At 68.4% G+C, this 15,509-nt stretch carries 14 protein-coding genes; 13 read left to right on the forward strand and 1 reads right to left on the reverse strand.

The features are described 5' to 3' along the window. Positions 1–20: 20 nt before the first annotated feature. The 13 genes from ACOZ90_RS08545 to ACOZ90_RS08605 are packed head-to-tail and all read left to right on the forward strand — an operon-like array spanning position 21 to position 14,508. Positions 21–1,115, forward strand: a complete 1,095-nt coding sequence (locus ACOZ90_RS08545; RefSeq protein ID WP_422893238.1) for a polysaccharide deacetylase family protein — start codon at positions 21–23, stop codon at positions 1,113–1,115. Beyond that, positions 1,115–2,386: an O-antigen ligase family protein gene (locus tag ACOZ90_RS08550; RefSeq protein ID WP_422893434.1), complete on the forward strand. Its 1,272-nt coding sequence runs from the start codon at positions 1,115–1,117 to the stop codon at positions 2,384–2,386. The genes ACOZ90_RS08545 and ACOZ90_RS08550 overlap by 1 nt, the downstream gene beginning before the upstream one ends. After that, entirely contained in the window at positions 2,386–3,936 is a 1,551-nt protein-coding gene (locus ACOZ90_RS08555) for an oligosaccharide flippase family protein (protein WP_422893239.1), read from the forward strand. The genes ACOZ90_RS08550 and ACOZ90_RS08555 overlap by 1 nt, the downstream gene beginning before the upstream one ends. Beyond that, entirely contained in the window at positions 3,933–5,288 is a 1,356-nt protein-coding gene (locus tag ACOZ90_RS08560; RefSeq protein WP_422893240.1) for a phenylacetate--CoA ligase family protein, read from the forward strand. Before ACOZ90_RS08555 ends, ACOZ90_RS08560 begins: the two co-directional genes overlap by 4 nt. Further along, a complete protein-coding gene (locus ACOZ90_RS08565) occupies positions 5,285–6,394 on the forward strand; it encodes a glycosyltransferase (RefSeq protein ID WP_422893241.1) in 1,110 nt (369 codons plus the stop codon). The genes ACOZ90_RS08560 and ACOZ90_RS08565 overlap by 4 nt, the downstream gene beginning before the upstream one ends. Beyond that, positions 6,391–7,551: a glycosyltransferase family 4 protein gene (locus tag ACOZ90_RS08570; RefSeq protein WP_422893242.1), complete on the forward strand. Its 1,161-nt coding sequence runs from the start codon at positions 6,391–6,393 to the stop codon at positions 7,549–7,551. The genes ACOZ90_RS08565 and ACOZ90_RS08570 overlap by 4 nt, the downstream gene beginning before the upstream one ends. A gap of 8 nt (positions 7,552–7,559) precedes the next feature. Beyond that, complete coding sequence (locus tag ACOZ90_RS08575; RefSeq protein WP_422893243.1) at positions 7,560–8,201, forward strand: polysaccharide deacetylase family protein; 642 nt, start codon at positions 7,560–7,562, stop codon at positions 8,199–8,201. Beyond that, entirely contained in the window at positions 8,198–9,361 is a 1,164-nt protein-coding gene (locus tag ACOZ90_RS08580; RefSeq protein WP_422893244.1) for a glycosyltransferase, read from the forward strand. Before ACOZ90_RS08575 ends, ACOZ90_RS08580 begins: the two co-directional genes overlap by 4 nt. A 2-nt stretch (positions 9,362–9,363) precedes the next feature. Further along, positions 9,364–10,605: a hypothetical protein gene (locus ACOZ90_RS08585; RefSeq protein ID WP_422893245.1), complete on the forward strand. Its 1,242-nt coding sequence runs from the start codon at positions 9,364–9,366 to the stop codon at positions 10,603–10,605. Further along, the gene (locus tag ACOZ90_RS08590) at positions 10,593–11,534 is read left to right on the forward strand and encodes a methyltransferase domain-containing protein (protein ID WP_422893246.1); all 942 of its coding nucleotides are present in this window, start codon (positions 10,593–10,595) and stop codon (positions 11,532–11,534) included. Before ACOZ90_RS08585 ends, ACOZ90_RS08590 begins: the two co-directional genes overlap by 13 nt. Next, positions 11,531–12,301: a glycosyltransferase family 2 protein gene (locus ACOZ90_RS08595; RefSeq protein WP_422893247.1), complete on the forward strand. Its 771-nt coding sequence runs from the start codon at positions 11,531–11,533 to the stop codon at positions 12,299–12,301. The genes ACOZ90_RS08590 and ACOZ90_RS08595 overlap by 4 nt, the downstream gene beginning before the upstream one ends. Positions 12,302–12,336: 35 nt before the next feature. Continuing rightward, on the forward strand, positions 12,337–13,341 hold the full coding sequence (locus ACOZ90_RS08600; RefSeq protein WP_422893248.1) for a glycosyltransferase family 2 protein: 1,005 nt from the start codon (positions 12,337–12,339) through the stop codon (positions 13,339–13,341). Between the two features lie 9 nt (positions 13,342–13,350). Further along, a complete protein-coding gene (locus tag ACOZ90_RS08605; RefSeq protein WP_422893249.1) occupies positions 13,351–14,508 on the forward strand; it encodes a hypothetical protein in 1,158 nt (385 codons plus the stop codon). A gap of 28 nt (positions 14,509–14,536) precedes the next feature. On the opposite strand, the gene ACOZ90_RS08610 is transcribed toward ACOZ90_RS08605, so the two are convergent. Continuing rightward, positions 14,537–15,418, reverse strand: coding sequence for a class I SAM-dependent methyltransferase (locus ACOZ90_RS08610; protein WP_422893250.1), 882 nt, complete (start codon positions 15,416–15,418; stop codon positions 14,537–14,539). Positions 15,419–15,509 lie beyond the last annotated feature (91 nt).

Genomic DNA, 15,509 nt, shown 5'->3' on the forward strand with positions numbered 1-15,509 from the left:
CCCCGGCCAGGAGTGGGTCCATGGCAGGTGACACGGCCACCGCGTTCGTGCCAGCGGCGCCGCCGGCGCCCGGGCAGCGCCAGCGGCTGGCCACCCGCGCCCACGCGTGGCGCCTGCTGCCGGTCATCCGGATCGTGCGCGGATGCTTCCGGCGCGACCTGCGCGTGCTCGCCTACCACCGCGTGCGCGGCCTCGACGACGGCTTCGCGTTCGACCCCGGACTCATCAGTGCTTCCCCCGGCGCGTTCCGCGACCAGATGATGCACCTGCGCGACCGCTTCCACCCGGTGACCTGCCGCGAAGTTGTCGCCGCCCTGGATGGCGGCCCGGCGCTGCCGCGCGACGCGGTGCTGGTGACCTTCGACGACGGCTACGACGACAATCATGCGATCGCGTTCCCCATCCTGCGCGAAACGGGCGTTCCCGCCACCTTCTTCGTCGCCACCGGACACATCGACAGCGGCCTGCCGTACGCCTACGACTGGATGGCGCACCTGGTGCTGACCACCACGGCCGACAGGCTGCGGCTGCCCGGGCTGGGGGTCGACGTCCCGTTGCCGATGGCACTCGCTGAGCGGCGCGCCCTGGTCGCCGATTTGCTCGACCGCCTCAAATACCTCGACGACGCGGGCCAGCAGGCCGCGATCACGGCACTGGAAGCGGATTGCCGGCGGCCACGGTCGGTGGGCCACCCCGACTGCCGGCCCATGACCTGGGATCAGCTGCGCGAGATGCAGGCCGGGGGAATGGAAATCGGCGGCCATGGCGTACACCACCGGATGCTGGCCAAGCTCCCCGATGATGCCCTGCGGGCGGAGGTGGCCGAATGCCATAGCCGCCTGGCCGCAGAAATGGGCGTTCGGCCCATTGCCTTCTCCTACCCCGTCGGCGGCCCGGACGCATACGATGCGCGCGTCGTGGACGCCGTCCGCGAACAGGGGTTCCGGATCGGGTTCACCTACATCAATGGCGTCAGCGCCCCCCGCCCGGCCGTGCGCTACGAATTCCTGCGCACGGGCATCGAATGCAACATCGACGCTGCCTGGTTCGAAGGCATGCTGGCACTGCCGGAATTGTTCACCCACCCATCCAGGCTGAGGACCTACCCGGCGTGATGCTGTTCCTGCTGACCTGGCTTGGCCTGGTACTGATCCGTCCCCAGGAATATCCCGCATTGGCCGACATGGGGATCCCGATCCTGCCGATCACGATGCTGGCCGCCCTGCTCGCCTGGCTGCTTGGCAACCAGCGCCGGCCGCTGGCGCAACCGACCTATGTGCTGCTGGGGGCGTTCGTTGCGGTGGGCATGCTCTCGATGGTGGCCAACGGCTGGTTGGGCGGCGCGTACCTGCGCTTGCTCGAGTTCCTGCCGTCGATGCTCGCACTGCTGGTGATCGCGCAGGCCAGCCACGCGCCCAAAAACTGCCTGCGGATCATGTGGGCGATCGCGCTTTGCGCAATGGTGCTGACGATCCACGGCATCGAGCAGGTGGAACTCGGCCAGGGCTGGACCGGCATGCCCACCGTGCAGGATGGCCGCATCCAGTACGTCGGCATCTTCAGCGATCCCAATGACCTGGCGATGCTGTTCATCATCGCCATCCCGATGGCGCTGCTCATGGCGGGCCGCGGCGGAGCGCTCGGTCTGCGCCGGCTGTTCTGGTGGGTCGTGGCGGCGACCCTGCTGTATGGCGTGTACCTGACCGACTCGCGCGGCGCCTTCCTCGCAGTGATGGCGATGGGCGGGGTGTGGCTGTGGCTGCGCCGCGGGCTGCTCGTCGCCGGCACGCTCGGAGCACTGGGCATGACCGTCCTGATGATGCTGCCCACCCGCATGCAGGAGCTCGACGCCGGCGAGTCGTCCGCCTACGGCCGCATCGAGACCTGGTACGACGGCATCCAGATGTTCCTGGCCTACCCGGTGCTGGGCGTTGGCCTGGGCAACTTCACCGACCACACCTACCTGACCGCGCACAATTCGTTCGTGCTGGTGTTGGCCGAGACCGGGATCATCGGCTACACGGTCTGGCTGGCGATGGTCGGCTACTGCTTCCTCATGCCGGTCATGATCCTGCGCCTGCCCGCCACCATGGACGACCCTGCCCACCAGGTCCTGTGGACCGAGGAACGGAAGATGGCGATGACCCTGCTGATCGCCATGGTCGGTTTCTTCGCCTGCGCATTCTTCCTCAGTCGCAGCTACGTGATCCTGCTTTACATCCTGCTGGGCCTGGTCACCGGCTGGTACGGCGGAGCGCAGGAGCGCTGGGGCGGCCTGCCGGAGTTGAGCGTCCAGCGCGACTGGTTCAAATGGTGCGTCGCCGCGGTGGCCAGCACGGTCGCCTTGTGGCTGTTAGTGAAAATCCTCTTCGTGCTGGCCGGCTGATGAACACGCGCAGCCAGGTGATACGCAACACCCTGTTCTCCTCCGTGGGGATCTACACGGAGTATTTCCTGGGCATGCTGACGTCGATCATCATCGCGCGGCACCTGGGGCCGGCGGACTTCGGCGCCTACAGCCTGGTGATCTGGCTGGTCGCCACCGGCGTGGTGATCACGAACTCGGGCGTGGCCAGCGCCGTCATCAAGTTCGTCGCCGAGCTGCGTGGCGCCGGCCGCCATGCACAGATCCGTCCGCTGCTGACGTGGGCCTGGCGCGTGCAGGGCGCGTTCCTGGTCGTGGTGCTGCTGGGCGGCACCGCCCTGTTCCTGCTGCATGGACAGCGGCTGGCGGCCGACTTCAACCACGGCGTGCTGCTGGCGATCCTGCTGGTCACGACCGCCCTGCGCGCGTCCTACATGCTCAATATCTCCATCGCCAAGGGCTACGAGAACTTCCGCGTCACCGCGATGATCGCGGTCATCGTCGCACCGTTGAACCTGCTGCTGATCCTGGTGGCGTGGTGGCTGGATGGGCCGATGGAGTGGTTCCTCGGCACCTACACGGTATCGAGCTTCGCGTTCTGGTGGATCTCGCGCAGGCAGGTCGTACGCCTGCTGCCTCCAGCCCAGCCGCACGAGCCGCTCGACGAAGAGCTGCGCGCGCGCCTGCGCAGTTACACAACGCTGGTCGCGGTGACCGTGGCCATCAGTTTCGTCACCGCCAGCGAAGTCGAGGTCCTGTTCCTGACGCTGTTCGACACGGCGGCCTCGGCCGGTCACTTCAAGGTCGCCTTCCAGCTCGCGAGCGGGTCGCTGCTGCTGGTACCTGGAGTGTTCGGCGCCCTGCTCCTTCCGATGATGGCCAATGCGCTGGCCCAGGGTCGCGAGGTGGCGGGGCAGCGGATGGCGACATCAACCACCTACCTGGCCGCACTGGCTACCCCGGTGGTCGCGTTCGGCGTGGTGTTTGCGGACGCGATCATCGGCCTGCTGTATGGCGAGGCGTTCGCGCCCGCCGCCTTCGCCTTCGCGGTCTGCCTGTCCACCGGCGCGCTCTCGACCATTTCCCAGGCCGCCTCCGGCTACCTGCTGGGGTCGGACCGGCAGCGCACGCTGATGCTCGTCGTGCTCGGAGGTTCGATCGTGAAGGTGGCGCTGGACATCAGCCTGATCCAGCGCTTCGGGCTGACCGGCGCGGTGGTCGCCTACGGCGTCACCAGCATGATGATCGCGACGCTGATGCTCGTGATCGCGCTGCGCTACAGCGGCGCCAGGCTCGAATGGGGCCGGATTGCACGGGTGCTGGTCGCGGCGCTGCTCGCCGCCGGCGTCGCATTGGCGGTGCGCGGCCAGCTCGGGGCGCTGCCGGGCCTGGTGCTGGGAGGGGTCCTGCTATCGCTCACGTACGTCGCCGGCACGCTCGTCCTGGGGTTCTGGAGCGCCAGCGACCTGCAGCACATCCAGGCGCTGCACGCGCGGATCGCGAGGGGGCGGCCCAGCGTCGTCGGCCGCATCCTCGGCTGGGCGGCGCGTCGCGCGGAGAACGCCGCATGAGCTTGTACGAGCGCGCGTTCCGGCACGTCCTCTATCCCGGCTACGAAGGGTTGCGCGGGCGCGCCACGCTGCGGCACCTGCGAGAGTACGAGGCCAACCAGTGGCGCTCGCCGGAGGAGATCGCCGCGATCCAGTGGTCCAAGCTCAAGGCGCTTGTCGAACATTGCTGGCGGGACGTCCCCTATTACCGGGCACGCTGGCAGGCCATCGGCTTCGAACCCGGCGACCTCGGGTCGATGCAGGATTACGCGCGACTGCCGGTACTGACCAAGGAGGACATCCGCGCGAACTTCGACGACCTGCAGTCACGATCGCTCGGCCACCACATGCTGTACAAAGCCACGGGCGGTTCGACCGGTGAACCGCTGCGCTTCGGCTACACGCGCGAGAGCAACGACCGGCGTGCGGCGGTGATGTGGCGCGGCTACGGCTGGAGCGGCGCCCGGATGGCCCGGCGCTCCCTGTTCCTCTGGGGCGGCACGGTGGGCGACCCCGGGCGCGGCGCGCTGCTGAAGGAGCGGCTGTACCACGCCGCGTTCCGTCGCCGGATGCTCAACAGCTTCCTGATGCGCGACGACAACATGGCCGACTATGCCGACGCCATCGCCGCTTACCGGCCAGAGGTAATCGTGGCCTATGTCGACCCCTTGTTCCGTCTATCAAAGTGGCTGCTTGAGCAAGGCCGCAGCATCCCCGGCGTGGCCACGGTGCTGGGTGCCGCCGAAGCGCTGCACGATTACCAGAGGCCGGTGATCGAAGCCGCGTTCCCCGGCGCGAAGGCATACAACACCTACGGCTGCCGGGAGTTCATGCTGATCGCCTGCGAAGCGGAGGATCGCGATGGACTGCTTGCCAGCGCCGATCACCTGGTGGTCGAGCTGCTGGACACGAAGCGGACCGACGACGGCCACGAGAAGGGGGAACTCGCCATCACCGACCTGCACAACCTGGGCATGCCCTTCATCCGTTACCTCAACGGCGATATTGCCAGCCGCAAAGGGGCCTGGCATGCAACCGGCCCGCGCGGACTGCCGCGCCTGGCGCGCATCGACGGGCGCCGGCTCGACGCCATCCGCACCACGGACGGCCGCGTGCTGCCGGGCGAATTCTTCCCGCACATGCTCAAGGACGTCGCCGGCGTGCGCCGGTTCCAGGTGGTCCAGGAGACGCTGGACCGCTTCACCCTGAAGCTGGTGCCCGGCCCGGAATTCGACACCGGGCAGGAAGCCTACGTGCGCCGCGAGATCACCAGGGTGCTGGGCAGCGACGCCAGCCTTGAACTGCAGCGCGTCGACGACATCCCCCTCACCGCCAGCGGCAAGTTCCGGGTCACCGTATCGAGGCTGCCGTGAGGATCACCCACGCGGTCGAGACCCTCAACCGGGGCGGGCTGGAACGGGTCGTCATCGACCTTGCCCTGGCCCAGGCCGCGACCGGGCACGACTGCCAGGTCGTCTGCCTGTTCGAGGCCGGGACGCTGGCACCCGAGCTCACGGCCCACGGCGTGCGCGTGCTTGCATGCGACAAACGCGACGGCCCCGATGCGCGCGCGCTCTGGCGACTGCGGCGGGCGCTCGTCGCGCAACGCCCGGATGTGCTGCACAGCCACAACGACACCCCCCACTACTATGCAGCGGTCGCCGCGCTCGGACTCGGCCTGCGCCGGGTAGTGAACACGCGCCATGGCATGGGCGCCCGCAGCCCGGCCAGTCGGCGCGAAAGACTGTTCCGGCACTCGATGCGCCTGGCCGACGTCTCGGTGGCGGTGTCGGAGGCGGCCGGTCGCCGTCTTGTCGACGCCGGCCTCGTCCCGGCGCGCAAGATCCACGTCCTGCCCAACGGGATCCATCCCGGGCCTTTCCGCCCGCGCGACCCACAGCTGCGCCAACAGCTGGCAACCAGCCTCGGCCTGCCGCCGGAAACCCGGCTGATCGGCTTCGTCGGCCGCCTGAACTGGGCCAAGGACCTGAACACCATGGTCGCCGCCTTCGCCCGGCTGCGCGCCCAGCGCAACGACGTTGCCCTGGTGCTGGTCGGGGAAGGCGAAGAGCGCTCCACGATCGAAGCCGCGCTCGGGGACGCCGGCGTCGCCGACCGCGTGTTCCTGCTGGGCGACCGCAACGACGTGCCGTCACTGCTGCCGGCGTTCTCGATCTTCGCCATGTCGTCTGTCTCGGAGGGCTATTCGATCGCCCTGCTCGAAGCCTGTGCCAGCGCGCTCCCGATCGTGGCGACCCGGGTCGGCGGCAACGGCGAGATCGTCGCCGATGGCGTGAACGGCCTGATCGTGCCGCCGGCCGACCCCGGTGCGCTGGCGGCGGCACTGGCCCGCCTGCTCAAGGACCCCGACCTTGCAGACCGGATGGGGCGCGCCGGGCGCGCCTGGCTGCTGGAGAACGCGACCTTCCAGGTCATGGCGTCGCGCTACCTCGACCTTTACGCGAGCGGGACAGGATGAACATCCTCGCCCTCACCAACCTGTTTCCGAGCGCGTGGGATCCGCTGCGTGCCAGCTTCAACCGCCAGCAGTTCGACCGGCTGGCGCGGTTCCACGATCTGGAAGTGATGGTCGCGGTCGACTTCCGCGACCGCCACCGAGGCCGCCGCGGTGAGCCGCCGCGGCTGGCGCACGCGCGCAGCTCCGACTTCACCTTCTGGTATCCGCCGCGCATCGGCCGCAGCCTGCACGGGCTGGCCTGGTACGCATCGCTGATGGCGCAGCGCGGGGCGGCGCTCCGGCGCGCGCGCTACGACCTGCTGCTGGCCAGCTGGGGCTACCCCGATGCCGTCGGCACCGCCCGGCTCGCCCGCACGCTGGGCATGCCGTACGTGGTCAAGGTGCACGGCAGCGACCTCAACCAGCAGGCCGGCCGCTGGCTGCAGCGGCGGCAGATCTCCTCCGCGCTGCGCGGCGCCCGGGCGGTGATCGCCGTCAGCGCCGCGCTCGCCGCACGCGCACGCGAGCTGGGCGCGCCGGCCGGCCGTGTTCACGTGCTCTACAACGGCGTCGACGGCGACCACTTCCGCCCCGGCGACCGTGCCGCCGCACGCGAACGGCTGGGACTGCCGTCCGAGGCACCCCTGGTCCTGTATGCCGGCAACCTCAAGCCCGGCAAGGGGTGCCTGGACCTGCTGGAGGCGTTTGCCGGGCTGCTCAAGCGCGAACCAGACGCGCGGCTGGCCTTCGTCGGCGACGGTCCCGCGGCGCGCATCCTTCGCAACCGGGCGGGGGAACTCGGCGTCGCGGAACGGCTGCTGCTCGCCGGTGCCCGCGTGCACGACGAGCTGCCGGAGTGGATGCGTGCGGCCAACCTGCTTTGCCTCCCCAGCCACAGCGAGGGCGTGCCCAACGTCGTCCTGGAAGCGATGGCCTGCGGCCTGCCGGTGGTGGCCAGCAACGTCGGCGGCATTCCCGAGGTACTGCCCGCGCACGCCGGGCTGATGGTGCCACCAAGGGACCGCCAGGCCCTGGTCGACGCGCTGGACCAGGCGCTGCGCCGCGACTGGCAGCCCGACGCGATCACGGCCCATGCCTCGTGCTACAGCTGGCATGACAACATCCAGCGGCTGGATCGCATCCTGCAGGATGCCGCCCGCCCGGCCGCACCCAGGTGAGCCCAAGCATGCAACCGCGCTCACACAAGACCCGCCTGCTTGGCCTGCTGCCCTCGCGCCTGGTGACCACGCGCGCCCACGCACGCGGGAAAGTGCTGTACCTGACCTTTGACGACGGCCCGGACCCCGACCACACACCGGCGATCCTCGACCTGCTGCGACAGCATGGCGCCACCGCGACCTTCTTCCTGATCGGCGAGCTCATCGACCGCCATCCCGCGGTGGTGCGGCGCATCGTCGACGAGGGCCACCAGCTGGGCAACCACTCCTGGAGCCATCCCTGCATGCCGGGCATGCCGATTGACGCGCAGATGGAGGAAATCGCACGCACCGACGCCTGCCTGGAAGCCTACGACGGCAGGGCCAGGCATCCGTTCCGCCCGCCCTTCGGCAAGTTGCCGCGCAACCTGTTGCTGCGCTTCGCCCGGACCGGCCGCACGATCGCGCTCTGGTCCTACGACAGCAACGACTACAAACGCCTGCCGGCCGCGACCCTGCTCGAGAAGGTGCACGCCAATCCGCCGCGCCCGGGCGACGTGGTACTGATGCACGACGACAGCCACGACACCGTGGCGCTGCTCGCCGGGCTGCTGCCCGCGTGGCGCGCCCAGGGCTATGCATTGCGCGCAATGCCGGCAGAGCGCGCATGAAGGTCCTCTACCACCACCGCACCGCGGGCCGGAACGTCGAAGGCGTGCACATCCGCGGCATCGTCGGCGCGCTGCGCGAGCTCGGCCACGAGGTGCGCGTAATGTCGTTCCCGGGCGCCGATCCGGAGCGCGAACCCGAGGGAACGCTTGAACCCCGCAAGGGACCCCTCGCCCGCCTGGCATCGCGCCTTCCAGGCGTGGCCTTCGAGTTCGCGGAGCTCGCCTACAACCTCGTCACCCTGTGGCGCATGGAGCGGGCGATTGCTTCGTTCCGGCCCGCCTTCATCTATGAACGCTACTCGCTGTTCCTGTTCGCGACGGTGTGGATGGCCCGCAGGCGCGGCATCCCGATGATCCTGGAGATCAACGACTCGGCGATGGTCGAGCGCGTGCGGCCGCTGTACCTGCGCCGGCTCGCGCGGAGCATCGAACGCTGGTGCCTGACCCGCGCCAGCGGCCTGGTGTTCATCTCCACGCACTTCCAGCGGCTGCTGTCAGCGCATTACGGCGACCTGCCGCCGTCGGTGATATCGCCGAATGCGGTCGACGCGCGCTTTGATCCGGGCAGCCACGACCGCGAGGCGCTGCGCCGCAAGCTCGGGCTCGAAGGACGCGTGGTCTGCGGGCACATCGGTGCCTTCGCCTACTGGCACGGCCTGCCCACGTTCGTGCAGGCCATGCTTGACCGGCTCCAGGAGACTCCTGCGTTAACCCTGTTGCTGGTCGGTGACGGCGCCGACCTGCCAGCGGTGCGTCGGGAGGTGATGGAACGCGGCCTACAGGACCGCGTCCTGCTTCCCGGCCGGGTTGCCCACCACACGATTCCGGAGTGGATCGCCTGCATGGACTACGCGTTCCTTCCCGATTCGAACGAATACGGCTCGCCGATGAAGCTGTTCGAACTGATGGCGATGGGCGTGGCCGTGGTCGCCCCCGACTACGACCCCGTGTCCGAGGTGGTCGAAGACGGCGCGAGCGGCTGGCTGTTCCCCCGCAAGCAGCTCGATGCCTGCGTCGAGCGCGTGCTGTCCCTGGTCGACCGGCCCGACGAGCGCGCGCGCGCCGGGGCCATCGCCCGCGCCTACGTCGAGCGCGAGCGGCGCTGGTGCCACAACGCCGAGCAGCTGCTGTCGCTGCTGCCGGCCCCGGGTGCACGATGACATTGGCCGCCGAACCACAGTCTGTTCTGCTGGCGATCCTCGCGGTCCCCGCGCTGCTCGTGGCCGCTGCGTGCCTGGTTGCCTGGCGCTTCATCCACGCCCGAAACATGCAGATCTGGCTGCCGGCCTACCTGCGCTGCCGCAAGCGGCCGGCGGTGGCTGGCCCGACCCACCTGATGTTCTGCTTCGTCGACCACTTCGAGCCGATGCACGGCCGGCCGCCGCTGGAGGTGCAGCGCGCGAGGGTGGACCGCTGGTGCCGCGACTATCGCGCGCTCGCCGAGCGCCATCGCGACGCCGACGGACGCCCGCCCCAGCACGTGTTCTTCTATCCCGAAGAAGAGTACCTGGAAGAACACCTGGAGAAGCTGGAGCTGCTGTGTCGTGATGGCTACGGTGAGATCGAGGTACACATCCACCACGACAACGACACCGAGGCCAATTTCCGCGAGACGATCACCCGCTTCAAGAAACTGCTGCACGAACGCCATGGCGCGCTGCCACGCCATCCGGATACGGGCGAGCTCATGTTCGGGTTCATCCACGGCAACTGGTGCCTGGACAACTCGAACCCCGACGGCAGGTGGTGCGGGCTCAACAACGAGCTGGCCCTGCTGCGGGACCTGGGCTGCTATGCCGATTTCACCATGCCATCCGCGCCAAGCCCGACCCAGACCCGGATCATCAACTCGATCTACTACGCCACCGACGATCCGGAAATGCCGGGGTCGCACGACACCGGCACCCCTGCCCGTGCCGGCCGCCGAACCGAAGGCGACCTGCTCCTGATCCAGGGGCCGTTGGGCCTGAACTGGGACGACCGCCGCCATGGCTTCGTGCCGCGTGTGGAGAACGCCGAGATCCGCTCCAACTACCCGCCCACGCCCGCGCGCGTGGATGGCTGGATCGACGCGGGCATCCATGTCGAAGGCCGGCCCGACTGGCTGTTCGTGAAGATCCACACCCACGGTGCCCCGGAGGAGGACGCCGAGGTTGTCCTCGGCCCGGCGATCGACGCGATGCATGCGCAGCTGGAGCAGCAGTACAACGACGGCGAGCGCCACGTGCTGCACTACGTCAGCTCGCGCGAGATGTTCAACATCATCAAGGCCGCCGAGGCCGGCCACGACGGCAACCCGAACGACTACCGCGACTTCATCCTGCCCCCGCCGGCGGCCTCCTGGGCGGGCGGGCGCAAGCAGCGGGAACGGACGGGCAAAGAGGAGGTGGCATGCACTGGATGATCAAGGCCGGGATCCAGAATTCGGTCGCCCTGCTGCCCGACCCGCTGTCGAACCAGGTCTATTACGCGATCCAGAGGCGCTTTGGCGGCCTGCGCGCGATCTCGGTGGAGGACAAGCTGCGCCAGGGCATCGAAGTGGCCGAACGCGCAGAGCACAACGGCCTGCGCGTCGCCGATGCGCGGGTGCTGGAGGTCGGAACCGGCCGGCGCCTGAACCTGCCGCTGTCGCTGTGGCTGCAAGGTGCACAGGACATCACCACGGTGGACCTCAATCCCTACCTGCGGCCGGAGCTGGTGCATGAAGACCTGCGGCAGATCCGCGACGAGCGCGTACGGGTGGAGGCGCTGTTTGGCGAACGCCTGGTCCACGCGCGCCTGCGGAAGCTGCTGTCGCTTGCCGACGACTTCAATCTCGACCGGCTGCTGGACACCTGTTCAATCCGCTATCTCTCGCCCGGCGACGCCGCCCGCGTCGAACTCGAGGACGGCGTGATCGACCTGCACGTTTCCTACGAGGTGTTCGAGCACATCCCCGGCCCGGTGCTGGAAGCGATACTTCGCGAAGGGAGCCGGCTGCTGTCTGCGAAGGGGCTGCTGGTGCACTACATCGACTTCAGCGATCACTTCTCGCACTCCGACCAGGGCATCGGGCCGATCAACTTCCTCCAGTACGGCGAGCGCGCCTTCGGCCTGCTCGCGGGCAACCGCTACATGTACATGAACCGGCTGCGCCTGGACGATTTCCGCAGGCTCTACGGACGTGCCGGCCAGCGCGTGCTCGAGCAGGTCGCCGCGCCCGACGCCGCTACCGCGCAGCGCCTGGCGCACGGCAAGCCGCCTCTGGCGCCCGCCTTCGCCGCCAAGTCGCCCGACATCCTGGCCACGCTCAACGCCTGGCTGGTCTCCCGCCCGGAGAGGGCCACGGCATGAGCGCGGCCGCATCCGGGGCTCGGCAGGTCAGCGTGGTCATGCCGCTGTACAACGCCGAACGCTACCTGCGCCGGCCGGTCGAGTCGGTGCTGGCGCAATCCTACGGCGAACTCGAACTGGTGGTGGTGGACGATGGCTCCACTGACGGCGGTGCGGACCTGGTCGACGACTACGCCCGCGGGGACGCCCGCGTGCGCCTGGTGCGGGGCGGCCGCAACCGCGGCGTAGCGGCCGCGCGCAACCACGCCATCGAGCTCGCACGCGGCCGCTACGTCACCTTCCTCGACAGCGACGACTGGTGGCACCCGGACAAGCTCGGCCGCCAGATCGAGGTGCTCGAGGCGCGCGCGGCAACGATCGCCTACTCCAGCTATCAGCGCGTGGCCGAGGACGGCGCCCTGCTCGGCGTGGTCACGCCGCCTGCGCAGATCACCCATCGCGAGATGCTGCACAGCAACCACATCGGCAACTGCACCGGCATTTACGACCGCACGCGGCTCGGCGGCGACGGCCGGTTCCGCCGGATCGGCCACGAGGACTATGTGTTCTGGCTCGACCTCGTCCGGCGCGCCGGCCACGCGGTCCGCGCTGACGGCGACGGGCCGCTGGCCTGGTACCTGGTGCGCAAGGGCTCGGTTTCCAGCAACAAGCTGCGCGCCGTCCGCTGGCAATGGCGCATCTACCGCGAGGTCGAAGACCTCGGCCCGGCGCAAAGCGCGTACTACATGATGCACTACGCCCGCAACGCATTCGGCAAGCGTTGCTGACCTCCCCTGCCCGACGGATCCCGGAGAACACAGTCATGACCCCCGCCGTCACCATCGTCATCACCCCGCGCGATCGCTATTCCGGCCTGGAGGAATGCGTCGACAGCGTGTACCGCCACACCCAGGAGCCGTTCCGGCTGTGGATCATGGACCTGGGCTATCCATCCAAGGTGATCGAACCGGTGCGCAGGCGCCTTCGCGACCATCCTGAAGCCCGCTTCTTCGAGCTCGGCCTGCGCACGCCGATGGACGGACTGCGTGAGGTGCAGCACCTCGTGGGCGACACCCCGGCCGTGGTGCTGCTGGACAACGACTCGCGGGTCACCGAAGGCTGGCTGCCACCGCTGCTGCAGGCGATGCGCGACGGCCACGCCGTGGTCACGCCACTGATTCTGGAGCGCGAAGGCGTCGATCGCGGCGCCCCGCTGCGCAACCACCTCTACACCGGGGAACTGCGCGTGGTCGACGTCGAGGGCACGTCCTACCTGATCGAGCACAAGCACTTCCGGCGCACCGGGGTTGCGGACCTCCCACAGGAGCGCTCGCAGACCGAGACATTCGAATTGCACTGCGTGCTGTTCGAAAGCGAATTGTTCCGGCGCATCGAACTGCCCTCGATGGTGATCCGCGAACACCTGGACATCTCGCTGCAGGTCGCGGCGATGGAGCGGACAATGGTGGTCGAACCGAAGTCGGTGATCCACTTCGACAACCTTGGCACACGCATGGCGCTTTCGGACATGCGCTACTTCTTCTACCGCTGGGGGCGCCGACTGACCGGGCCCTCGTCGCGGCTTTTCGAGAGGCGCTGGGGCTACAACTTCTATTCCGAGCAGGCGATGTACAACTGGGTCGTGCGGCGCAAGGCCTTCCTGGCCGCGCGCTGGTTCGGCGCGCCGATCGGCGTCGCCAACCGCGCCACCCAGGTCGCCAAAAAGTTGTTCTGCAGGGACTGGGACCCGCTGCCGGACCCCGATGCCGCATCGCGGCGGCTGCTGGCGGCGGGCGTCCCGCCGCAGCGCAGCCACGATCTCAGCTGAAGTACGGCGATGGCGCGGGCCAGGCAGCTCGTCCTCGAAGACCACGCATTGGAGCAGGACGCCGGAAGCACCCGGCTCGTGGGAAGGGTGGACGGCCATGAGCTCTACTTCCGCACCGATTCGCCCTTGGGACTCGTCCCGGGAGCAGAGCCGTTCCTGTGCGCGATGCTGGTGCCCGCCATGGAGCAGGCCCGTGACATCGTGATCCCGGACGGCCTGTCCGCACCGGCCGGGTTCCTCGCGAACCTCGATCTGCTGCAGGACATCTACGCCGTCTGGTACCCCGGCTATCGCAAGGTCGGCATCCATGTCGAGACGAGGCCCGACGAGCCGCCCGCGTCCAGCCGCGGACGCGCACTGTTCTTCTCCGGCGGCCTGGATGCCTGCCACAGCCTGCACAGATTCGGCGCATCGATCGACACGCTGGTCTATGTCCGCGGCATCGACATGCGCCTGGACCAGGATGCGCTCTACCGGCAGTGCCTCGCGGCCAACATGGAGATTGCCTGGAACTATGGCAAGAACCTGCTTGCGATCGAGAGCAACGTGCGCTTCTTCATCCGCGGCCTGTCGCGCACGGGCATCGGCTGGGACGTCGCGCAGTGCTGCGGCCTGGGAAGCGTGGCCAATGCCCTGGGCATCCCGGTAATCAGCATCAGTTCAAGCGCCGCCTGGGACGACCTGGCCCCGCACGGTTCGCACCCGCTGACCGACCCGCTGTGCTCATCGGACCGGGTCCGGATCGAGCACATCGGCTGCGGCTATCGCAGGCACGAAAAGCTGCTGGAAGTGGCCAGGGACGACTTCCTGCTCCAGCGGATCCGCGTCTGCTGGCAGGACGACGGTCTCAACTGCGGCACGTGCGAGAAGTGCCTGCGCTTCCGCATGGCGCTGACCCTCGCCGGACTGCGCAGCCGCAACTTCGAGCCGCTGACCGACCACGCCGAACTCGACCTGGCACCGATCGAGAACGACACCCATTACATCGACTGGGACGACAATCTCCGGCTGGCGCGCGATGTGGGCAATGCCATCGCCGTCCGTGAGCTGGAGAAGCGGCTGCGACGCTACCGTGGGAAGCAGCTGCTCAAGCAGATTGACGACCTTTGGCTTGGCGGCACGCTCAGGACGCTCAAGCGCAAGGTACTGCCTGGCAGGGCCACTTGATGTCCTCGCCCAGGCCCACTCATCGACGTCAATCAGGCCGCGCGATGACTGCAAGATTCTCACCCAGGCCCATGCGCAGATAAGCGTCGCGTACCAGTCGGCGGAATCGACGCGGTGAGCGCGCATATTTTTTGGCCGATGGCGCCGGGGATGCCGCTGTTTCCGGAGGCGTGGTCCTTGCCGCGGGCCGGGCGGCAGCCTGAGCATCCCGCGCAGGCTTATTGACCAGGTACTCGTCCAGTCCCATTCCGACCGTGAATGACTTTTCGACCTTCCAGCCGTTGTCTGCAAGCACGCGGGTCAGCGTACGCACGTCGTGGTACACCAGATGGATGGGATAGGCACGATGGCGCTCATCGATGCGCATGCGTCGCGACAATACCGGCCACGCAAGGCGTGCACGTAAGGAAGCACGATTGGGGACTTCGATGAAAAGCCGACCGCCCGGCGCCAGTACCCTGCGCACTGTATCCAGCACCTCACCGGGATGCTCAAGATGCTCGAACACGTGATGCAACGTAACCAGGCCGTAGGCCCCCGTCGGCAACTCATCGACCTGGTCGGTGACATCCAGCCCGGCGGCGCGGCATGCCGAAAGCCCACGTCGTCCAGGCTCCATGCCCTTGGTCTCCCAGTTCAGCGCGCGCATGTGCAGCAAGAAGCCCCCGCCCCCGGCGCCATAATCCAGCACGCTGCGAGGGCAGCCTGCGGGCAGGCACGGCAGCACGCGGGAGAGCAGGAAGTCGGCACTCGCGCCGGCCGAGGCAGAGCCACCGGTTTCATGGCAATCGTAGGTGTTACCCGCGTAGAACAGGCCCAACAGCGCCGAGGATGGACGTGGGTTGACGAAGTCCAGTCCACAGTCCCGGCAATTCATCAGTCCAATCCGGCCACGCAGGGATTCGAACACCTCTGGCCCGATCCATCTCCCAGGTGTGGGCTGCACCGCCAGGCGGCGGCTGGAACAGACGGGGCATCCGGGCAGTGTCGTCAAATCAGTC

The organism is Luteimonas dalianensis, from assembly GCF_049339425.1.
GTDB lineage: Bacteria > Pseudomonadota > Gammaproteobacteria > Xanthomonadales > Xanthomonadaceae > Luteimonas > Luteimonas dalianensis.